This window comes from Catenulispora pinisilvae (assembly GCF_015356865.1).
GTDB lineage: Bacteria > Actinomycetota > Actinomycetes > Streptomycetales > Catenulisporaceae > Catenulispora > Catenulispora pinisilvae.
The window spans coordinates 1-21,689 of sequence record NZ_JAAFZA010000068.1; the positions used below are offsets into that span (position 1 = coordinate 1).

Consider the following 21,689-nt stretch of genomic DNA (forward strand, 5'->3'; position numbering starts at 1 on the left):
GTGTAGCGGATTTCGCTGCAGATCATGCCGACCACGGTGACGGTGGTTTCGTTCATCATCGGTGCATCCCCCTGGATGTGTGCTGTGCGGGTCCTGCTTATGGCCGGTGATCGCCTGCCCCCTGGGATCCTGGTGGAACTATGGTGGCATTCTTCGTGAATCGGGCACAAGGGTTCGAAGGGGGTGTGCACTCGTTCGGCCCAGTCAGGGCTCTTCCGTGGGGCCTTGGGCGGTTTTAGTGTTTGCCGAAACGATGCCGACGCTGGAGGCTTTTCGTGACCGGTTCCGTGGACAACGCCGCTGCCCAGCCCTTCCTCGCTGCGATCGCGGGGCAGACCGTGCCCGGGTTGATGGAACGCAATGCCACCGAGTACGGGGATCGGCCGGCGCTCACCGGGGCTCCGGATGCCGAGGGGCATACCAGTACCTTGACTTGGGCTGAGTTGCGGGAGCGGGCCGCGGAGTTCAGTGAGGGGCTGGTCGCGCTGGGGTTGGAGCCCGGGGATCGGATGCTGACCATGATGTCCAGTCGGCCCGAGCACTGGGTCGCCGACTACGGTGCCCAGCACGCGCGCGCCATCCCGTGCACCGCCTACGACACGCTGTCCACCGAGCAGATCGGTTACGTCGCCGCGCACAGCGCCGCGCCGATCGTGGTGCTGGAGGGCCGGCACGAGATCGAGCGGTGGCAGCCGGTGCTGGCCGATCTGCCGGAGTTGCGGCACGTCATCGTGGTCGAGGAGGCCGACTGCGTCGTCGTCGGCGAGGCCGCGCACGGCAAGCAGTTCCTGCCTTACAGCGCGGTGGTGGCCATCGGGCGGGAGCGGCTGGCGGACAACCGGAGCCTGTTCGAGCAGCGCTGGCGGCAGATCCGGCCGCAGGACCCGGTCGGCATGATGTACACCTCCGGCACCACCGGCGATCCCAAGGGCGTCGTGCTGACCCATCTCAACGTCCTGTACGAGGCGGAGGCCGTCAACGCGATCCACCCCATCGACGACTTCCCCAACGCCCTGGCCTACCTGCCGCTGGCCCACATCGCCGAGCGCGAACTCAGCCTCTACGGCTCCGTCGTGAAGATCGCGCACGTCCACCTCTGCCCGGATCCGCGCCAGGTGATCGGCGCGCTCGGCCGGGTCCGGCCGGAATCGCTGTTCGGTGTGCCGCGCATCTGGGAGAAGCTGGTCGCGGGCGTCCAGGGCCTGGTGAAGGCTGCCGATCCAGCGCGGCGTGCGGCGTTCGAGAAGGCGCACGCGCTCGCCGTGGAGGCCTTCGACCTGGCCACGGCGGGCAAGCAGGTGCCGGAGGAGTTGGCGCGGGCCGTCGCCGAGGCCGACCGCACCGTGCTGGCCCCGGCCCGCTCGCTGCTCGGCCTGGACCGGCTCACCCGGGCCACCAGTGGGGCGGCCCCGATCTCGGTGGAGACGCTGCGCTTCCTGAACGGCCTGGGCATCCCGCTGATGGAGCTCTGGGGCATGTCCGAGACCAGCGGCGCGGCCACCGTGTGCACGCCGGTGGCGAACCGGGCCGGCACGGTCGGCCCGCCGATCCCGGGCATCGAGGTGAGGATCGCCGACGACGGCGAGGTGTTCGTCCGCGGCCCGATCCTGCTGGCCGGCTACCTCCAACCGGACGGCAGCGTGCAGTCCCCGCTGGACGACGGGGGCTGGCTGGCCACCGGCGACGTCGGAACCCTGGACGAGGACGGCTTCCTGACCGTCACCGACCGCAAGAAGGAGCTGATCATCACCTCCGGCGGCAAGAACATCCCGCCGACGCTGATCGAGAGCCACCTGACCGCGCACCCGGCCGTCGGCTTCGCCGCCGCGATCGGCGACCGCCGCCCCTACGTCACGGCCTTGATCGTCCTGGACCCGGACGTGTTCCCGGGCGACGCGGCGCACTCCCCCGAAGCCCGGGCCGCGGTGGACCAGGCGGTGGCGACGGCCAACGCCAAGCTGGCCCGGCCCGAGCAGGTGAAGAAGTACACGATCATCCCCGGGCCCTGGACCCCGGACACCGGCGAGGTGACGCCGAAGCTGAGCCTGCGGCGCCGGGTGATCGTCGACCGGTACGCCGACGTGATCGATGAGATGTATGTGCAGACAGAGAGCTAGCGGAGAGGGTCTTCAGGCGTAGGCGCGGAACCGCCTACGGAAGTACCGCATATAGAGCGTCACAGGCAGGTCACGTACTCGCCGGGGAATCCTGGGGTACGTCGAACGCGCCACCCGCGCCCCGAAGCGGAACACCCGCTCGCGGCGCGGGTCCCAGACCAGCCCGAACTCATCCCGCATGCGCTCTGGCAACAGGCCTGTAGTGACGAACCGGTTCAACGGTTGCAGCGGACGCAAGTACCACGGAAGCGCTCGGTTGTAGAGCAGATCACGGCAGATCCGCTTGGCCTCCTCGGAGATCACTAGTGTCGCCACCTCGCGATCCCAGTACTCCTCGAACTCCGTCGCCGAGGACGGCCACATGTCCTCAGGGCAGCCGAGCAGCGTGCTGAACACCGAGGCCTCGCGAAAGAACTCCTCCCGCATCTCGGCAGACATCGGCCCGAGCGCGGATTCGTATAGATGGAGCGCGTTCCTATAGAGCGTCGCAGCGACCCAGAGCTGGAGTTCCGGATCGTTCGCGGAGTAGCCCGCGCCTTTGACATACGTATGTATCCGGTTGACGGTGCCGGCGATCGCCGCGGACTCCTCGGGTGTCCCAAGCGTGATCGCATAGACGTAGTCCAACGTCCCGCGCAGCCGCTTAAGGGGCTTCTCCGCGAACCGACTGTGCTCGGCCACTCCCTGTGCCACTTTGGGATGCGCCACCTGGAGCAGGATCGCGCGGCCGGCCCCGAGGAGGGTACAAGCCTCCTGCACCACCTGCTGGATCGCCGTCTCGTTCCGTACCCTCACTGCGCCAACCCCAATCCGGCCGCACCCGCGAGCAGCCCGGCCGCCAGGCTCACGCCGACGTTCAGGACGGCCTTCCCGAACGCCCGTTCTTCCACCAGCCTCACGGTCTCGACACTGAATGTCGAGAACGTCGTATAGGCGCCACAGAGGCCGGTACCCAGGATGGCCACCGCCTGCTTGGACAGCCCATGATGAGCACCCATACCCACCAGCACCCCCAGGACGAACGCGCCCGTGACGTTGATCACGAGCGTGCCCCACGGGAACGCACCCCGGTTCCGGGACGCCACGAGCCTGTCCACGAGGTACCGCGCGGGCGCCCCTATAGCGGAAGCGATGGCTACGCCTAGCAGAGTCATGCGCGGGACCATCCAGGGGAACGCCTGACGAGCGCCGCGCGCGCCAGGAAGATGCCGAGCGCCGTGGCGGCCAGCCCGGAGAACAGGCTGCCGAAGACGTCCAGCGCGGCCAGGCCATAGCGTCCCGCGGCCAGGAACCGGTCCGTGTCGACCATCCACGTGGAGAACGTCGTATAAGCGCCGAGGAAGCCGACCGCGCCGAAGGGCCGCACATAGTGCGTCGGCGGCCACACCTCGATCACGCACACCAGCAGCACCGCCAGGACGAACGCCCCGGTCACGTTGATGACGAACGTCGTCGCCGGGAACGTGTGCTGCGCGGTCGGGAACGCCTGGCCGAGAAGGTAGCGCGTCGGCCCGCCGAGGAACCCGCCGGCGGCGATGACCGCCACCACCCGCCCTGTGCCCGGCCCGGAAGCCGGCGCGGCCGGAGCCGGGGCCTCGACACTGCTGCCCTCGCCCTCGGGCGGGACCTCGTGGTGCCAGGCGTGATGAGGCCCGACGTGATGGGGTCCGAGGTGGTGAGGCCCGACGGGGTGGGGCCCCGGCTCGTGCCCGGCGTCGGAGGGCGGCTGTGGGGAACTCACGCGCCCATGATCGCCCGCCCGGCCGCCGGCGCCCAAACCGCCATCCCGGGTCGGATCCGGGCATCGTGGACGTCCCCTGATTTCGCCATGGCGGCTATAGCCGAATCCGGCCCTTACCGATTGTTGACGCGCTGGCCACAGCCGTAGCGATGATGCATCCCGGGGCCGGCGGGCGTTCCCTTGGAGTCTCCTCCGCCGACGCTTGGATTTTACCGTTAAGCCGCAGATCGCGCATTTACAAGCACTGCGATGCGCACCTACATTCACAGGGCATCTCGCGAGCAGCCACCCTCACCCGATCTCTCCCACACGCCTGGAGTGAGATGTCTCCCCTGTCCAGACGCAAGTTCCTGTCCGCTTCCGCGGCGGCGGCGGCCGGTGCCGCCTTCCTGCCGGAGACGCTGCGCACCGCCATGGCCGCTACGGCGGGCCTGAGCGGATCGCTCAGCGACGTCGGCCACATCGTGATCCTGATGCAGGAGAACCGCAGCTTCGACCACTACTTCGGCACCCTCGCCGGGGTCCGGGGCTTCGGCGACACAGTGCCGTACGTGTTCCAGAACGGCACCTCGGTGTCCACCCAGCCCAACGGCAGCAAGACCATCCTGCCGTGGCACCTGAACACCGCGACCACCAGCGCACAATGCGTCCCGGATCTTGATCATTCCTGGGGCGGTATGCACAACGCCTGGGCCAACGGCTCCTACAACGGCTGGGTAGCCGCCAAGGGCGTCGACACCATGGGCTACTACACGCGGGCCGACATCCCGTTCCAGTACGCCCTCGCCGACGCCTTCACCATCTGCGACGGCTACCACTGCTCCGTCATGGGCCCGACCAACCCGAACCGGCTGTACATGTGGACCGGGATGATCGACCCCAACGGCACCGGCGGCGGTCCGGTCACCGACAACTCAGAGGCCGGGTACACCTGGACCACCTACCCCGAGCGCCTCCAGGCCGCCGGGGTCACGTGGAAGGTGTACCAGGAGACCGACAACTACGACGACAACGCGCTGGCCTGGTTCAACCAGTACAAGAACGCCGCGACCAGCAGCCCGCTCTACCAGCGCGGCATGGTGAAGTCCACGGACTCGGTCGCGGAGTTCCAGGCCGACGTCACCAACGGCACCCTGCCGCAGGTCTCCTGGATCGTCGCGCCGGCCGGCAAGTCCGAGCACCCGAACTACGCCCCGGCGCTCGGCGCGGACTACGTCTCGAAGATGCTCACCGCGCTGGCGTCGAACCTGGACGTGTGGTCCAAGACCGTCTTCATCCTCAACTACGACGAGAACGACGGCTTCTTCGACCACGTCATCGCGCCGACCCCGCCGGCCGGCACCGCCGACGAGTTCGTCAGCGGCCTGCCGATCGGGCTCGGCGTGCGGGTCCCGCAGCTGGTGATCTCCCCCTGGTCGCAGGGCGGCTGGGTGGACTCCACGATCTACGACCACACCTCCACCATCCGGCTGATCGAGACCTGGACCGGTGTGCAGGAGCCGAACATCTCGGCGTGGCGGCGCGCGGTCTGCGGCGACCTGACCACCGCGCTGAACTTCGCGACCTCGACCACCACCTTCCCGACGCTGCCGGCCACCGGCCCGCTGGTGACCGCGGCGAACAACCAGTGCTCGACGCTGCCCGCCCCGACCCCGCCGGCCACGCAGAGCATGCCGACGCAGGAGGCGGGCACGAAGGGCCAGCGTGCCACCCGCTACCAGCCGAACGTCACCGGCCGCTACGACCTGGCCGCCGGCCGGTTCTGGACGGACTTCTCCAACGCCGGCGCGCAGGCCGTCCCGCTCCAGGCCTACACAACGGCCTACCGGACCTTCGCGAACTGGCAGTACCTCATCTCGCCGAACTCGACGTCCTCGGACTACTGGAGCGCGCAGAGCGTCAGCGCCGGCAAGTACTCGCTCGACGTGCACGGCCCCAACGGTTTCCTGCGCACGTTCGTCGGCGACCTGACCACCATCAGCAACGCCGCGCTGCCGCACCTGGAAGTGAAGCCGGGCTACGACACGGCGAACAACGCGCTGGTGCTGACGATGACCAACACCGGCACCGCCTCCGCGGTGATCACCGTCACGGCGAACCACTTCATCACCGGCGGGCCCTGGACCTTCACGGTCGCCGGCGGCGCGACGGTCACCCACTCCTGGGCCACGGCCGGCGGCTGGTACGACCTGACGGCCACCGCGAACGTCGGCGACAACTTCCTCCGCCGGTTCGCCGGGAAGATCGAGACCGGTCAGCCCGCGACGCCGAGCAGCGGCGGTGGCGGCGGCACCGCCGCCGTCCTGGACCGCACCGGCTGGACGGTGAAGTACTTCGACAGCCAGGAGACCGTCGGCGAGAGCGGCGCGGCGACCAACGCTATAGACGGCAACACCGCTACCTACTGGCACACGCAGTGGTACAGTGTCACGCCGAACCCGCCGTGCCCGCACGAGATCCAGCTCGACATGACCGCCTCGCACTCCGTGTCCGGGTTCACGTACCTGCCACGGCAGGACGGGGGCAACCACGGCTGGGTCGGCCAGTACGAGTTCTACGTCAGCGCCGACGGCACCAACTGGGGTACCGCGGTGGCAACCGGCACGTTCGCGAACGACAACACCCTGAAGACCGTGAACTTCACCGCCGCGACCGGCCGCTATGTACGGTTCCGGGCTCTGTCGGAGGTCAATGGGAACCCGTGGACGTCGTGCGCGGAGCTGAACGTTATAGGGATCTGATCCGCAGAGCTCTATAAGTCCGGCCCCTATAGGGATGCGCTACCGGAAGGCCTCGTAGCGCATCTCTACAAGGTCGTGGGAGGGGTCAAGGTTGTGCGGCTGAGCGAAGCCGGTCAGCACGAACCCCTCCCGTTCGTAGAAGCGGCGGCCGCGCTCGTTATCGTCCCGGACCAGCAGGACGAGTTCCTTGGCGTCCGTGGTGCGCGCGAAGTCGATGACCGCCTGGTTCAAGCGGCGCGCGACGTCGGTACCGCGCGCCTCGGGGCGGACGAACACCCCGAGGACGATCCATGAGCCCGGACGGTTGAAGTGCGGCGCCGCGCTCCACATACCGGCGAGCCGCCCGGTCGCGTCGTCCACGGCGACGTAGAAGGCCTGCTCCGTGGACGTGGCGTTAGTCCGTGCGCGTTCCTGCCATTGCTCGTCCGTCATGGCCAGGGCCTGCTCATGGGTCTGGCCGTAGTTGGTCGGCGAGTCCAGCAGCGCCGCCAGGCGCAGCTCCCTGAAGTCCCGCCACTCATCCGCAGTGGTGCGGCGCACGGTGTAAGCCATGCTCGGCATCTTCACAGGTTTCCCAAGGCCGGCGCCACAGAGTTCTCGCGACGTTCTCGCGGAGGTCTCGCCTGCGAGTACGCCGCAGCCCTCAGCCGCAGCCGTCAGGCGACCAAACCGACGAACCCCGCGAGGAACGCCGGCGCCCCGAGTCCGACCAGGCCCCAGCCGAGCACTTCCATCATGCCTTCGCGCTTGCACTGCCGATGGTGCTCCGCACGGCCGCCGCTCAACCGGACGGTCGACTCGTGCAGCCATTTGGCGCCGTGGTCCGACAGGTCGACCTTCCGATAGGCGAGCACCCGGATCACGTCCAGGGCCATCACCAGCCCGAGGCCGACGAATACCAGACCGACCGCCACCGCACCGGCGTCCCCCCACTGCCCGTGCAACACGCCGGAATGGTCGGCGAGACGAGCACTCAAGGACCTCGAAGCGGTCATCCATGACTCCCAAAGCTGTGAATCGCCGGACGTGGGGGGCGAACGTGCGATCCGCGTCCACGACCAAGAGTCTCACCCAATTATCCGAAAGTCGCGACAAGAGGGGTAAGCGTGATCATCGTTTCGATTGATTCTCGGTGAACCAGTCCCGGGAGCCGGCCCGCGCCACCCGCCCGGCCGTCCCAGCAGGCGCAGCAGCCTCACCAGCCCGACGATCGCCGTATGGTGGCCAAGCACTATGCCGCGATCTTCAAGGCACCGGGATCCAAGAGGTTCTCGTCCGCGGCGTTCGTCGGCCGGCTGCCCATGTCGATGCTCGGCCTGGGCATCATCTTGATGATCAAGGAGTCGACCGGGAAGTACGCGCTGGCCGGCGTGGTGTCCGGGACGATGGCGCTGGTGCAGGCTTTCTGCGGGCCGTTCCTGGCCCGGCTGATCGACCGGCGCGGGCAGGCCGAGGTCGTGTTCCCGATGCTCGTGGTGTCGGCCGCCGCGCTGTGCTCGCTGATGCTCTGCGTCCGCTTCAAGGAGCCGACCTGGTCCTGGTTCGCCTCGGCGGCGCTGGCCGGGGCCTTCCTGCCGAACGTCGGGGCGCTGGTACGGGCCCGCTGGACCAAGCTCTACACCGGGACCCCGTCGTTGCACACCGCCTACTCCTTCGAGGCGGTGATGGACGAGGTCGTCTTCATGATCGGCCCGATCCTGGTCACCTTCCTGACCCTGCAGGTGCACCACGAGGCCGGAGTCGGGCTGGCCACCGGGTTCCTGGTCGTCGGCACCACGGCGTTCCTGGTCCAGCGCCGCACCCAGCCCGCCCCGCATCCGCACGAGCACCACACCGGCCCCGCGGCGATCGCCATCCCCGGCATGCGGGTGGTGCTCATCTGCGCGATCGCGATCGGGGTGATGTTCGGCTCCATCGAGGTGGTGACCGTGGCCTTCGCCGAGGAGCACGGGCACGGCGACTGGTCCGGGCTGCTGCTGGCGGTCTACGCCGTCGGGTCGTTCATCGCCGGGCTGATCTTCGGGGCCACGCACTGGGAGACGCCGCTGGACCGGCGGGTCATGATCCTGCTCGCACTGGTCCTGATCACCGCGACGCCGATGGCGCTGGCGCCGAACATCGGGGTGCTGGCGCTGGTGCTGCTGCTGGCCGGCTTCGCCATCTCCCCGACCTTGATCACGCTGGTCGCGCTGGTCGAGTTCCTGGTCCCGGCGGCGCGGCTGACCGAGGGCATGGTGATCGAGACCACGGGCGCGGCGCTCGGGATCACCGCCGGCTCGGCGGTCGCCGGCTGGCTCATCGACCGGTCCGGGGCGCACACCGCATATCTGGTCCCAGTGGCAGGAAGCGCCCTCGCCCTCTTGACTGCGCTGCTCGGCTCGCGTTGGCTACGTCCGGGGGATCCGGCGATCGAGTGAACGGCGCGGCTCACGGCTGGCGTGCCGGCGGAAGAATCGGGTGAGGCGTGGCGGGCGCGAACGAGTGGTCCAACTGGGCCGGCAACCAGACGGCGAAGGCGGCCCGGGTGGTCACCCCGCGAACCGCCTCCGAGGTCGTCGAGATCGTGCGCACCGCCGACGACGAGGGGATGACGGTCAAGGCCGTCGGCTCCGGGCACTCCTTCACCCCGGCCGCGGTCACCGACGGGGTGCAGGTCTTGCCGGACGGGCTGACCCGGCTCAAGCAGATCGACAAGGAAGCCGGCCTGGTCACCGTCGAGTCCGGGATGCCGCTGCACCAGCTCAACGCGCTGCTGGCGGAGAACGGCCTGGCGCTGACCAACATGGGCGACATCCAGGTGCAGACCGCCGCCGGCGCGATCGGCACCGGCACCCACGGCACCGGCCGCGCCTCCGGCTCGATCGCGGCCCAGGTGGCGGCGCTGGAGCTGGTGCTGGCCAACGGCGAGATCGTGATCTGCTCGCCGAGCGAGAACGCCGAGCTGTTCCAGGCCGCGCGCCTGGGTGTCGGCGCGGTCGGCTACGTGACCGCGGTGACGTTCCGCACCGAGCCCTCGTTCCTGCTCACCGCCCGCGAGGAGCCGATGAAGCTGGACGCGGTCCTGGACGGCTTCGAGGAGCTGGCCGACGGCAACGAGCACTTCGAGTTCTACTGGTTCCCGTACACGACCAGCACCAACATCAAGCGCAACAACCGCACGACGGGCCCGGCCGCCCCGCTGTCCGGCTTCCGGCACTGGATGGACGACGAGTTCCTGTCGAACTCGGTGTTCGGCGCGGCGCAGCGGCTGGCCCGCACCGCGCCGCGGCTGACCAAGACGGTCTCGAAGGTCTCCGGCTCGGCGCTGTCCGCCCGCAGCTACACCGACCGCTCGGACAAGGTGTTCACCTCACCGCGCCGCGTGAAGTTCGTGGAGATGGAGTACGCGGTCCCGCGGACCGCGTTCGTTTCCGCGTTCCGCGAGGTCACGCAGCTGGTCAACGGCTCGAACTGGAACGTGAACTTCCCGATCGAGGTGCGCGTGGTGCCCGGCGACGACCTGTGGCTGTCCACGGCGCACGGCCGTGACACCGCGTACATCGCCTGCCACATGTACCAGGGCACTCGGTACGAGGAGTACTTCAAGGCCGTCGAACAGGTCCTCATCGGGCACGACGGCCGGCCGCACTGGGGCAAGATGCACACCCGCGACGCCGAGTATCTCGGCAAGACCTACCCGCGGTTCGAGGACTTCCTCGGGGTGCGCGACCGGGTGGACCCGAAGCGGTTGTTCGCCAACGAGTACACCCGGCGCGTGTTCGGGGACTGACAGGACTGCTCGCAGACCCGACCCCGAACCCTCGAACCCGACGTCGAACCAGACGCCAACCGCGACTACGCCGCCACCGGCGTCGGCGCGGTGGCCGCGGCCGGCGTCGCGGCCACCGCGGGCTCGGCACCCGCGACGATCAGCTCGCCCTTCGGCGCGTCGTACACCGCGCGGTCCAAGATGCCCTCCCGACTGGCCACCACGACCGGCACCAGCGCCTGGCCCGCGACGTTGATCGCGGTGCGGCCCATGTCCAGGATCGGGTCGATGGCCAGCAGGATGCCGGCGCCGGCCAGCGGCAGCCCGAGCGTGGTCAGGGTCAGGGTGAGCATCACGATCGCCCCGGTCAGACCGGCGGTGGCCGCCGAGCCCACGACCGAGGTGAAGGCGATCAGCAGGTAATCCTTCAGGCCCAGGTGCACCCCGAAGACGTTGGCCACGAAGATCGCCGCCAGCGCCGGGTAGAGCGCCGCGCAGCCGTCCATCTTGGTCGTGGCGCCGAACGGCACCGCGAAGCTCGCGTACTCCTTCTGCACCCCCAGCCGCTCGGTGACCACCCGCTGGGTCATCGGCAGCGTGCCGATCGAGCTGCGCGAGACGAAGCCCAGCTGGATCGCCGGCCAGGCCCCGGCGAAGAACTTCAGCGGGTTGACCCGCCCGGCCAGGCTCAGCACCAGCGGGTAGACGACCAGCAGCACCAGCGCCAGCCCGGCGTAGATGTCGACGACGAAGGTGGACAGCGGCTTGATCAGGTCCCAGCCGTAGACCGCGACGGCCTTGCCGATCAGGCCCAGGGTGCCCAGCGGGGCCAGCCGGATGACCCACCACAGGGCCTTCTGCACCAGCTCCAGCACCAGCTCGGAGGCCTTCACCACCGGCTCCATCCGGTCACCGACGGCCAACACCGCGGCGCCGGAGACGATGCCGAGGAACACGATCTGCAGGACGTTGCCCTCGCTGAAGGCGCCGACCACGTTGGTTGGGATGATGCCCTGCAGGAAGTCGACCCAGCTGCCGGTGGTGCCCGGCGCCTTGACCCCGGCCCCGAGGCTGACGCCGTGGCCGGGCTTGGTCACCACGCCGAGCGCGATACCGATACTGACGGCTATCAGCGCGGTGATGGCGAACCACATCAGGGTGCGCAGAGCCAGCCGCGCGGCGTTGGCGACCTTGCGCAGGTTCGCGACCGAGACCAGGATCGCGGTGAAGACCAGCGGCGGGACCGCCAGCTTCAGCAGCTGGACGAAGATCGTGCCGATCTGGGTCAAGGTGGTGGCCAGCCAGCTCAGGTGCGCGTCGCGGGCGACCAGGCCGAGGCCGACGCCGACGACCAGGCCCAGCAGGATCTGGATGCCGAACGGGACGTGGGGGAACTTCCGGCCGCGGGCAGGCGGATCGACGGATGCGGACATGGTTGTTCTACTCCGGGATTCGAGAAGTGCGGAAACGGGTGGGCGCTGGTTCGCGTCAGGCGTGACGCGGAGTACACAGCGCGCACTGCGTGCGGCACAGGTCGATGTGGCGGCGCTGGACCAGCAGCTCGCCTTCCCAGATTGATCGCATGATCGGACCAATGTACGTCACGACCGCCGCCGTCCCAAGCCTGCGCCTCCCCCATCTCATCAGGCGGACCTCCTACCATCGGCACGGAAAGTGAGGGTTCGATCACAGTAGGGAGTCCTCGTGGTGACGGACGTCGAAGTCGGCCTGAAGCAGCGGCGCAAGGCCGCGGTCATCGGCGTGGCCGGGGCGGCCTTCGCCGCCGCGGCGCTGGCGGCGGTGAGCGCGGCGCACGGCGCGGTCGGACCGATCACCGGGACCTCTCCGCTCGCGCCGCCGCTGGGCGCCTGTCTGGGCCCGCAGTGCCCCGGGCTCTGGCCGCCGCCGCACAATGGCGACTTCGCCGGCCGGGACGCGGCGATCAACATCTACGCCGGCACCGACTTCAGCGCCACCGGCCGGGCCGCCGAGGCCGAGGGCAAGATCGTGGTGCTCGGGGACTTCACCGTGGACAAGACCGGCGGCGGGATCTTCAACGCCGCCGTCGTCGGGGTCGGCTCGCGGGTCCCGCCGCCGGACGGCTCGGACTTCGTGACGGTCGGCGGGAACGTCACCGTGCGGCCGACCAACCGGCTGGAAGTCGGCGGGGTCGACTCCAAGGGCCCGGCGTACGGGAACCTCGTGTACGGCGGCACGGCGACCGGCACCATCAGCGTGGTCCCGTCCGGCCAGGCGATCCAGCGGCCGGGTGCCGCCGATCAGTACTCGGACCTGCGCGGCTACATCGAGGACCGGTCGCAGTGCGCCGCCACCGCCCCGGCGACCGGCACGGTCAGCGTCTCGCCGTCGGCTGTGACCTTCACCGGCGACGGGACGAGCCCGCTCCAGGTCTTCGACGTCCCCGGCGACATCGGCGGCGCGAGCACCGTGGGGATCGAGTTCAACAACATCCCGGCCGGCGCCACGGTGCTCGTCAACATGACCGGGACCGCGCCGGTCATCAACACCTACACCGGCACCGGTCTGCCCGGCGATCAGACGACCGAGCTGCGGCCGCGCCTGATGTGGAACTTCCCGAACGCCGCCTCGGCGACGATCCGGGGCGGGGCCCAGTTCCAGGGCTCGATCCTCGGCGGCAACCCGGCCGGGACGCTCAGCATCCAGACGCCGGGCCAGAACGGCCGGGTGTACGTGGCCGGCGGGCTGGTCCTGACCAACTCCAGCGCGGGCTCGGAGATCCACGCGTATCCGTTCGACGGCGTGCTGCCGGAGTGCGGGACGTCGCCGACCTCGTCCTCCTCGACGTCCGAACCCACGACGAGCCCGACCTCGCCGACGAACTCCCCGACGACCTCGCCGACCACGACGGCTCCGTCTTCCTCCCCCTCCACGACACCCTCATCGAGCTCCACGACACCGACCACCGCGGCGCCGACACTGCCGACCACCCCCTCGGGCACCCAGCCGTCGTTCTCGACCCGCCCCGCCGGCCGGGGCCTGGCGGCGACCGGCAGCAGCCTCGCGCCGGCCCTCGGCCTGGCCGCCGCCGCGCTGTCGGCCGGCGCCGCGGTCCTGGCCTTCACCAGCCGGAAGAGGGGAAAGCACGTCTGATCCGCCGGCCTCACGGCTCGTGAGACAACCGGTCCGCATCCCGGACGACAGTGGACGCGTCCGGGATGCGCTGCCAGGCTGAGGGGCATGTCTCGAGCCGGAATCGCCCTCGTCAGTCGACGCCATGTCGACTACGGCCGCCTTTCCAGCATGGCCTGTACGGTCCGCACCGCGCTCTGACCCGCGCCTCTTTTAGCGGTTCGCGCCCCGCGCCTCCTCCCTTCCGGCCGTACGAACCTGTTCAAAGGACACCCCGAGATGACTGTCACCCCGTCCACGCCTGCCCGCGCCGGCCGTCCCCGCCAGCAGCGCGGCGAGGGGCAGTGGGCCAAGGGCTACTTCACCCCGCTGAACGGCAACGAACAGACCAAGAAGGACGACGACGGCCTGAACGTGCGGGCCCGGATCGAGAACGTCTACGCCCACCGCGGGTTCGACGCCATCGACGGCGGCGACCTGCGCGGCCGCTTCCGCTGGTGGGGCCTGTACACGCAGCGCCGCCCCGGCATCGACGGCGGCAAGACCGGCATCCTGGAGCCGGAGGACCTGGACGACAAGTTCTTCATGCTGCGGGTGCGCATCGACGGCGGCCGCCTCAGCCTGGCCCAGCTGCGCGCCATCGCCGAGGTCTCGGAGAAGTACGCGCGCGGCACCGCCGACGTCACCGACCGGCAGAACATCCAACTGCACTGGATCCGGGTCGAGGACGTCCCGGCGATCTGGAAGACGCTGGAGGACGTCGGCCTGAGCACCGCCGAGGCCTGCGGCGACGTCCCGCGCGTGATCCTCGGCTCGCCGGTCGCCGGCATCTCCGCCACCGAGATCATCGACGGCACCCCGGCGATCGAGGAGATCTCCCGGCGCTACATCGGCAACCCGGAGTTCTCCAACCTCCCGCGCAAGTTCAAGACCGCGATCAGCGGCCTGCAGGACGTGGTGCACGAGATCAACGACATCTCGTTCGTCGGCGTCGTGCACCCGGAGCTGGGCCCGGGCTTCGACCTGTGGGTGGGCGGCGGCCTGTCGACGAACCCGCACTTCGCCAAGCGGCTGGGCGCCTTCGTGACGTTGGACGAGGTCCCGGACGTCTGGGCCGGTGTCTGCGGCATCTTCCGGGACTACGGCTACCGTCGCCTGCGCAGCCGCGCGCGCCTGAAGTTCCTGGTCGCGGACTGGGGCGCGGCGAAGTTCCGCGAAGTCCTGGAGACCGAATACCTCAAGCGCGCGCTGACCGACGGCCCGGCGCCGGAGCCCGCGCCGACCTACGAGCGTGACCACATCGGCGTGCACGTCCAGAAGGACGGCAAGCGCTACATCGGCTTCGCGCCCCGGGTCGGCCGCGTCGACGGCGCGACCCTGGCCAAGATCGCCGACCTGGCCGAGGCCGCCGGCTCGGACCGGGTGCGGACCACCGCCGAGCAGAAGATGTTGATCCTGGACGTGGCCGAGGAGCGGGTCGAGGAACTGGTCGGCGCCCTGGAAGCGCTGGACCTCCAGGTCCGGCCCTCGGTGTTCCGCCGGTCCACGATGGCCTGCACCGGCATCGAGTTCTGCAAACTGGCGATCGTGGAGACCAAGAAGGCCGCGTCGAACCTGATCGACGAGCTGGAGCGCCGGCTGCCGGACTTCGACCAGCCGCTGACCATCAACGTCAACGGCTGCCCCAACTCCTGCGCGCGCATCCAGGTCGCCGACATCGGGCTGAAGGGCCAGCTGGTCCTGGACGAGAACGGCGAGCAGGTCGAGGGCTACCAGGTGCACCTGGGCGGCCACCTCGGCGCGCAGACCAAGGAACCGACGGATGTCCAGGACGGCGCCTTCGGTCGCAAGGTGCGCGGGCTGAAGGTGACCGCGGCGGCGCTGCCGGACTACGTCGAGCGGCTGGCGCGCCGGTTCCAGGAGCAGCGGCACGCGGACGAGACCTTCGCGCAGTGGACGGTGCGCGCCTCGGAAGCGGACCTGGCATGAGCGAGCGAGCAGCGCCGGCGTACTGCCCCTACTGCGGCGACGAGGATCTGCGGCCGGAGGAGGGCAGCCACCGGCGCTGGTCGTGCCGGTCCTGCCGGCGGGTGTTCGAGGTCGCCTTCGTCGGCCTGCTCGCGTCCCGGACGGACCGCACGGATAATGCCGGAGATGCCGCATCCGGGTCCTGACAAACAAAATGCAAGTCATGCGGTTTGAGGGCTCGTCAGAGCGGCATACGAAATATGGTCCCTGACTCCCCCCACAAGGAGCCGCCTATGACCATCTTCGGTCCCGACATATCGTCCTATCAGAGCGGGCTGGTCTTGTCCCGGCTCGCCGACGCCGCCTTCGTCATAGCCAAGACGACCGAAGGCACCTACTACACCGATGCCGACTACCAAGGCTGGCGAGAGCAGGCCGCGCAGCTCGGCAGACCGTTCATCTGGTACCACTTCATCTCCAACGAGAGCGCAAGCGCACAAGCCGCGCATACCGCCGCCAATGTAGGAAACAGCGCACTGCCGGGCATGCTGGATGCCGAGCCCGCTAACTCCTTCTCGCCGTCCCTGGCCGACATCCTCGCCTACGTGGACGCCGCGCATGCCGCGGGACTCAATCTGCGTCTGGTCTATCTGCCGCGCTGGTACTGGCAACAGCTCGGTTCACCCGATCTGTCCGCACTGACCAGCCGCGGCGTGTCGTTGGTCTCCTCGGAGTATCCCGGCGGGTCCGGGAGCGTCGGGAGCCTGTATCCCGGCGACGGGGCGTCCGGATGGGAGTCCTACGGCGGGCTCACACCCCTGATCTACCAATTCACCAACCAGGCGTCCGACGGCGGACAGAGCCTGGACTACAACGCTTTCCGGGGCACGACCGCGAACTTGGTCGCGGCCCTGGGCACCCCCGGTCTGGAGGACGACAACATGCCCGCATTCGCGACAGGTGTGATCACGCCCGGCGCCGGCGCCGTGACCATGGTGTTGCCGCCGCCGGCGAACTACGGCAGCGCGAACTGGGGGAACGTGTGGTTCAGCCTGGGCGCCGACTTCGGTACGGCGACCGTGCGGGTCGCCATCTTCACGCACGGCCAGGGCTGGTCGCACATCTACGAGAACGTGGTGGTCGACGCCGCCGCCGACCGCGTCAACCCGTTCGGCGGGCCGCTGCCCACCGCGGTCCAGAAGATCAGCATCGCCCGCGTGACGAACCCGAATGTCCCGGTGGCCTACCTTCTGGAGGCCGTAGCCCGCTGATCAGCCGACCAGGGCTGAGTAAGGGTCCTGACCGCGCCGACCTGACGGGTACCTGGACAACCCGCGCTCGATCTTTTGAGGCCAACCCGTTGACCCGGGTTGGCCTCATTGCTAGTTTCCCCTTCGCAGACGATCTCAGGGGCCCGGTGTCCCGGGATTCGTCGGGCGCTGACAGGCCCCATCGCACCACGGAGCACGCCAGAGCGCGCGGTACCGCCGCGTGCCGGTGCCGTGCGCCCGCGCACCAACACGCCGCCACGGCCAACCCCGGCCGGACGGCGAGGTCCCAGCGAGAGGAAGCCACCACATGCTCCACACCCCCACCACCGCCCATGGCAAGGCGCGCCTGGCCGCCGCCGCCATCGGCGCCAGTGCCGCGCTGCTCGCCGCGTTCGGCACCGCCGGTTCCGCCCAGGCCGCCCCGGCCGCCGCCGCCCGCCACGGCGTGATGCCGACCGTCGCCGGAGCCGCGCAGTTCCGCGCGCAGGCCGCCCACGACGCCGCCACCGCGAAGGCCGCCACCGGCCCGGAGACGCTGTCCTACGGCGGCGGCGTCGACGGCATCGGCGTGATGGACCAGCACCCCAAGGTCTACGTCATCTTCTACGGCAGCCAGTGGGGAACACAGAGCAAGGACGCCAACGGCAACCTGACGTTCTCCAACGACCCGCAGAAGGGTGCCGCGCCGGCGCAGATGCTGTTCAAGGGCATAGGCACCGGCGGTGAGTCGTGGTCCGGGACCATGACCCAGTACTGCGACGGCCCGCTGGTGAAGGCCGGCGCGACCAGCTGCTCCACCAGCGCCGCGCACGTACCGTACCCGACCGGCGGCGTGTTCGCCGGCGCCTGGTACGACAACTCGGCCAAGTCCCCGGCCGCCGCCAGCGGCCACCAGCTCGGCGAGGAGGCGCTGAAAGCGGCGCACCACTTCGGCAACACCACCGCGGCCTCGAACCGGGCCGCCTACTACGTGATCCTGTCCCCGCACGGCACCAACCCGGACAACTACCAGGGCCAGTACTGCGCCTGGCACGACTACAACGGCGACAGCACCCTGACCGGCGGCGCGGTGACGTCCAACGTCGGGGACTTCGCCTTCTCCAACCAGCCCTACAACATGGACTCCGGCCAGGGCTGCGGCGTGAACTTCCTGAACTCCGGCAGCAAGGGCACGCTGGACGGCTGGACCATGACCCTGGGCCACGAGTACAGCGAGACCATCACCGACCAGAACCCGGCCGGCGGCTGGACCAACAACGTGGCCGGCTCGCAGTACCAGGGCCAGGAGAACGCCGACGAGTGCGCCTGGCTCAAGGGCGTGACCGGCGGCGCCGGCAACGTGAAGTTCGGCAACGGCACCTTCACGTTCCAGGGCAGCTGGTCCAACGACACCAACGTCTGCGCGCTGACGCACGCGACGGTGAAGTGACCCGGCTGTAGGCGACGCGGAACCCGCCGGGTCTCAGCCCTCAGCCTTCGGGCCGGGGCTCGGCGGGAGTCCACAGGTCCTGACGCGGCGGCAGCACCGCCGAGCCCGATGACGCGAGATCGTCCGCGTGCGGTGCCGACTGCGGCGGGAGCATGATCGTGGGTTCGTCGGCGGCGCTCGGCCGCGGCGGGATCAGGAGGGTCGGCTCGTCATCCGCGGCGGACGTCTGGTTCGGTGGAGCAGCGCTAAAGATATGTCCGGCAGCTTCGGGTGCCGCCGACACCGCCTCGCCGTACACTTCCACCCCGTGCAACCGCGCAGTGGCGATCAAGCTGTGCCGCACCTCCGGCCAGGTCGCCATCAGCAGGGCCGCGAACACCCCGCACTGGACCGTCTTCTCCCGCCCGAGCGCACCCCGGTACACGACCTCGCTGACCACGTCGCCGCCGCGGGCCTTGGTCAGCCGCGGCGCCGCGAAGTCGCCGAGCAACGCCATCGCGTGGTCCACCACCCACTTGCGGCCCGGCACCGGCGGCAGCAGGTGCCGGATCTTCTCCGCCTCGCGGGCCATCGCCTTGTCGGAGACCACCTCGACCAGGTCCCGCACGATCACCCGGACGGCCTTGTCCCAGGGCACGTCCTCGCCGTCGAAGGCCATGTGGTCCGGCCCGACGGCCACCTCGCCGTACCGGTCGAGCAGCCCCAGTGGTTTGAGGGCCAGCGACGGGAGGTCGGTGCGCCGCCGCAGATACGCCGCGAGGGAGATCTCCCACAAAGCGTCGGCGGGCGCGGACGGCATCGGGATCATAGGTGTCTTCTGGTCCCCCACGCGGCTCACTCTAGCGATCCCCGCGCGGGCCCCCTCCCCGAGACTGCCAGTATGCCTACTGTCGCGGATGTGCTGTGGAAGATGCTCGCCCAGGCCGGTGTGCGGCGCTGCTACGGAATCGTGGGCGACGCCCTGAACCCGGCGATCGACGCGCTGCGGCGGGCCGGCGACATCGACTTCGTGCACGTGCGGCACGAGGAGTGGGGCGTGTTCGCGGCGGTCGCGGAGGCGAAGATGTCCGGGCGGCCGGTCGCGGTCTGCGGCACCGCCGGACCCGGGGTGAGCCACCTGATCAACGGCCTGATCGACGCCCGCAAGGAAGGCGTCCCGGTGATCGCGATCGCCGGTGACGTCGAGACCGCCATCATGGACACGGACGGTCTGGAAGAGCTGAACCCCTATACGTTCTTCAGCGTCGCGTCTCTATATACAGGTCGCCTAGTAGACCCGAAACAGCTGCGGCCGATCGTCACCTCCGCCATCACCACCGCGCTGGCCGAACAGGGCCCGACGGTGATCTCGCTGCCCGGCGACGTGGCGGCGGCGGACGCACCGAATGTGTCGACGCATATAACGGTGCCGAACACCATGGTCGGCCCGGCGCCCGATGCGGACATCGGGAAGCTGGCCGAGATCGTCAACGGCGCGAAGACGGTCACCATCTTCGGCGGCGAAGGCTGCCAGAACGCCCGGGACCAGGTCCGCGCCCTCGCGGACAAGCTGAACGCACCGGTCGGCTACAGCTTCAAGGGCAAGCAGTGGCTGGAGTACGACAACCCGCACGCGGTCGGCATGACCGGGCTGCTCGGCTACGGCGGCTGCTGGGAGGCGGCGAACCACGCCGACGTGCTCCTGATGCTGGGCACGGACTTCCCGTTCCCGCAGTTCCTGCCGCACAGCGGCGTCAAGGTGGTCCAGGTGGACCGGGACGGCCGCCGGCTGGGCCGCCGCGTGCCGCTGGTCCACGGACTGGTCGGCGACGTCGGTGCGACCCTGGACAAGCTGCTGCCGCTGGTGTCGGCGAAGACCGACGACTCCTTCCTGCGTAAGTGTCTGAAGAAGACAGAGGATTTCGACAAGCAGTTGCAGCACTATGTCGAACGCGGTCCGGCCCTGAAGCAGATCCGTCCCGAGTACCTGACCGCGACCCTCGACCGGCTCGCGCCCGAAGAAGCCGTATTCACCGTGGACACCGGCACCGCGTGCATCTGGGCCGCGCACTACCTGCACTTCGGCCCGAAGCGCCACCTGTTCGGCAGCCTCACGTGGGCCTCGATGGCCAGCGCCTCGCCGAACGCGTTCGGCGCCAAGATGGCCTTCCCGGACCGCGCGGCGATCGCCCTGTGCGGCGACGGCGGCTTCACGATGCTCGGCCTCGGCGACCTCCTCACTGAGGTACAGCGCAAGGCCGAGATCGTGCACGTGATCCTGAACAACGGCAAGCTCGACTTCGTCTGGATCGAGATGCAGGAGGCCGGGCTCACGCCGTGGGGCGTGGACTTCCAGAACCCGGACTTCGCCAAGGTAGCCGAGGCGATGGGCGCCCGGGGCATCAGGATCGAACGCCCCGCGGATCTGGAGCAGGGCCTGAAGGAGGCCCTGAACCACCGCGGGGGTCCGGTGGTGGTCGACGTGGTGGTCGATCCCTACGCGCTGGCGCTACCCGCGCACACCCCGGCCGAGACGATCAAGGGCTTCACGCTCAGCGTCGCCAAGCAGGCGCTGACCGGCCACCTCGGCGACGTCGTCAAGGAGGCGACGCACAACGCGCGGCTGCTCTGAGCACGGAGCACGTCCCCGTACTCAGAGCACATCCGGCATCGCGGTTCTACGGCCTCAAAGCACGCCGCGCAGTGCGCGTCGGCGCTCTCAGAGCGCGTCGGCCAGCCGGTCGACCTGCTTGGGGTCGCGGCCGTAGCAGTAGAACATCACCTCGTCGACGCCCTGGTCGGCGTACGCCGCGACGGCCTCGCGGACTCCCTCCGGCGTGGTGATCATCGCGGCGACGAACTGCTCGCCCATCTCGCCGGCGAAGCGGTAGTAGCCGCCCATGGCCGTACGGGCCTCCTCGACCACCGACTCCGGGCCGAGCGCGGCGTTGACCTGGGCGACGATCCGCGGCGCTCCGTCCCGGCCGGCCTCCTCCCAGGTCCGGCGAACCGTGTCGATCTGAGCGCCGATCATCTGCGGCGGCGCGACGGCCAGCAGTCCGTCGCCGAATCGGGCGATCCGGCCCAGTGCGGCCGGCGCGAACGCGCCGAACAGCACCTCAGGGCCGTTCTCCCGGTGGGACAGCGGCCCGATCGGGCCCAGGGTGTCGCTGTAGTCGGCGCCGGACCAGACGCGCCGCATCACTTCCATCTGCTCGTCCATGCGCCGGCCGCGCGACCGGTAGTCGGCGCCGACCACCTCGAAGTCGTCCTCGCGGCCGCCGACGCCCAGCCCCAGGACGAAGCGGCCGCCGCTGAGCCGGTCGAGGGTGGCGGCCTGCTTGGCCAGCAGGACAGGCTCGCGCAGCGGCGCCAGCAGCACCTCGGTCTGGAGTCGGATCCGAGTGGTCGCACCGGCCAGGACGGACAGCGTCACCAGCGGTTCGGGGTTGTCGAAGACGAAACGGTCGAGCAGACCGAGGGTGGAGAACGGTCCGGTGTCAGCGGCCCGGGCCCAGTCGAGCAGCACCTCGGGGGTGCTGACGGGAAGGCCGATTCCGACTTTCATGAATAACCTCCATAAG

18 protein-coding genes are annotated in these 21,689 nt (G+C 69.6%); 10 read left to right on the forward strand and 8 right to left on the reverse strand.

Going from position 1 to position 21,689, the window contains the following annotated elements:
- Window positions 1-350: 350 nt before the first annotated feature.
- Window positions 351-2,117, forward strand: a complete 1,767-nt coding sequence (locus IZR01_RS20035) for an AMP-dependent synthetase/ligase (protein WP_194899088.1) — start codon at window positions 351-353, stop codon at window positions 2,115-2,117.
- 12 nt (window positions 2,118-2,129) lie between these two features.
- Here IZR01_RS20035 and IZR01_RS20040 read toward each other — a convergent pair whose 3' ends face one another.
- From IZR01_RS20040 to IZR01_RS50755, 3 genes are read right to left on the reverse strand one after another with little or no spacing between them, the layout of a single operon-like run.
- On the reverse strand, window positions 2,130-2,912 hold the full coding sequence (locus IZR01_RS20040; RefSeq protein WP_194924713.1) for an oxygenase MpaB family protein: 783 nt from the start codon (window positions 2,910-2,912) through the stop codon (window positions 2,130-2,132).
- On the reverse strand, window positions 2,909-3,283 hold the full coding sequence (gene crcB, locus IZR01_RS20045) for a fluoride efflux transporter CrcB (RefSeq protein ID WP_323747052.1): 375 nt from the start codon (window positions 3,281-3,283) through the stop codon (window positions 2,909-2,911). The genes IZR01_RS20040 and crcB overlap by 4 nt, the downstream gene beginning before the upstream one ends.
- Window positions 3,268-3,858, reverse strand: a complete 591-nt coding sequence (locus IZR01_RS50755; protein ID WP_323746703.1) for a fluoride efflux transporter FluC — start codon at window positions 3,856-3,858, stop codon at window positions 3,268-3,270. The genes crcB and IZR01_RS50755 overlap by 16 nt, the downstream gene beginning before the upstream one ends.
- Before the next feature lie 323 nt (window positions 3,859-4,181).
- Here IZR01_RS50755 and IZR01_RS20055 point away from each other — a divergent pair, with 323 nt between their 5' ends.
- Complete coding sequence (locus IZR01_RS20055; RefSeq protein WP_194924714.1) at window positions 4,182-6,599, forward strand: phosphocholine-specific phospholipase C; 2,418 nt, start codon at window positions 4,182-4,184, stop codon at window positions 6,597-6,599.
- A gap of 39 nt (window positions 6,600-6,638) precedes the next feature.
- Here the strand turns inward: IZR01_RS20055 and IZR01_RS20060 are convergent, their stop codons facing one another.
- Window positions 6,639-7,151: a GNAT family N-acetyltransferase gene (locus IZR01_RS20060; protein WP_194896298.1), complete on the reverse strand. Its 513-nt coding sequence runs from the start codon at window positions 7,149-7,151 to the stop codon at window positions 6,639-6,641.
- A gap of 104 nt (window positions 7,152-7,255) precedes the next feature.
- Window positions 7,256-7,594, reverse strand: coding sequence for a hypothetical protein (locus tag IZR01_RS20065; RefSeq protein ID WP_194896297.1), 339 nt, complete (start codon window positions 7,592-7,594; stop codon window positions 7,256-7,258).
- 222 nt (window positions 7,595-7,816) lie between these two features.
- Here IZR01_RS20065 and IZR01_RS20070 point away from each other — a divergent pair, with 222 nt between their 5' ends.
- Both IZR01_RS20070 and IZR01_RS20075 read left to right on the forward strand, forming a co-directional pair.
- On the forward strand, window positions 7,817-9,016 hold the full coding sequence (locus tag IZR01_RS20070; RefSeq protein WP_194924715.1) for an MFS transporter: 1,200 nt from the start codon (window positions 7,817-7,819) through the stop codon (window positions 9,014-9,016).
- 47 nt (window positions 9,017-9,063) lie between these two features.
- Window positions 9,064-10,368 (forward strand): D-arabinono-1,4-lactone oxidase, encoded by a 1,305-nt coding sequence (locus IZR01_RS20075; protein ID WP_194896295.1) that lies wholly within the window; start codon window positions 9,064-9,066, stop codon window positions 10,366-10,368.
- Window positions 10,369-10,433: 65 nt separating this feature from the next.
- On the opposite strand, the gene IZR01_RS20080 is transcribed toward IZR01_RS20075, so the two are convergent.
- The gene (locus IZR01_RS20080) at window positions 10,434-11,780 is read right to left on the reverse strand and encodes a dicarboxylate/amino acid:cation symporter (RefSeq protein WP_194896294.1); all 1,347 of its coding nucleotides are present in this window, start codon (window positions 11,778-11,780) and stop codon (window positions 10,434-10,436) included.
- 274 nt (window positions 11,781-12,054) lie between these two features.
- Between IZR01_RS20080 and IZR01_RS20085 the strand changes: the two genes are divergently transcribed.
- The 5 genes from IZR01_RS20085 to IZR01_RS20105 all read left to right on the forward strand — a co-directional run bounded on the left by IZR01_RS20085 (window position 12,055) and on the right by IZR01_RS20105 (window position 18,126).
- Entirely contained in the window at window positions 12,055-13,479 is a 1,425-nt protein-coding gene (locus IZR01_RS20085; RefSeq protein WP_194924716.1) for a choice-of-anchor A family protein, read from the forward strand.
- Between the two features lie 258 nt (window positions 13,480-13,737).
- Complete coding sequence (locus tag IZR01_RS20090) at window positions 13,738-15,447, forward strand: nitrite/sulfite reductase (protein WP_194899908.1); 1,710 nt, start codon at window positions 13,738-13,740, stop codon at window positions 15,445-15,447.
- Entirely contained in the window at window positions 15,444-15,632 is a 189-nt protein-coding gene (locus tag IZR01_RS20095; protein WP_194899907.1) for a hypothetical protein, read from the forward strand. Before IZR01_RS20090 ends, IZR01_RS20095 begins: the two co-directional genes overlap by 4 nt.
- 87 nt (window positions 15,633-15,719) lie before the next feature.
- On the forward strand, window positions 15,720-16,697 hold the full coding sequence (locus tag IZR01_RS20100) for a GH25 family lysozyme (protein WP_194899906.1): 978 nt from the start codon (window positions 15,720-15,722) through the stop codon (window positions 16,695-16,697).
- A gap of 307 nt (window positions 16,698-17,004) precedes the next feature.
- The gene (locus IZR01_RS20105) at window positions 17,005-18,126 is read left to right on the forward strand and encodes a hypothetical protein (protein WP_194924717.1); all 1,122 of its coding nucleotides are present in this window, start codon (window positions 17,005-17,007) and stop codon (window positions 18,124-18,126) included.
- A gap of 40 nt (window positions 18,127-18,166) precedes the next feature.
- On the opposite strand, the gene IZR01_RS20110 is transcribed toward IZR01_RS20105, so the two are convergent.
- A complete protein-coding gene (locus IZR01_RS20110) occupies window positions 18,167-18,925 on the reverse strand; it encodes a hypothetical protein (RefSeq protein WP_194924718.1) in 759 nt (252 codons plus the stop codon).
- 81 nt (window positions 18,926-19,006) lie between these two features.
- On the opposite strand from IZR01_RS20110, the gene IZR01_RS20115 reads away from it, so the two are divergent.
- Window positions 19,007-20,737, forward strand: a complete 1,731-nt coding sequence (locus tag IZR01_RS20115) for a thiamine pyrophosphate-dependent enzyme (protein ID WP_194924719.1) — start codon at window positions 19,007-19,009, stop codon at window positions 20,735-20,737.
- 87 nt (window positions 20,738-20,824) lie between these two features.
- Here IZR01_RS20115 and IZR01_RS20120 read toward each other — a convergent pair whose 3' ends face one another.
- Window positions 20,825-21,673 (reverse strand): LLM class flavin-dependent oxidoreductase, encoded by an 849-nt coding sequence (locus tag IZR01_RS20120; protein ID WP_194895792.1) that lies wholly within the window; start codon window positions 21,671-21,673, stop codon window positions 20,825-20,827.
- Between the last annotated feature and the right edge of the window lie 16 nt (window positions 21,674-21,689).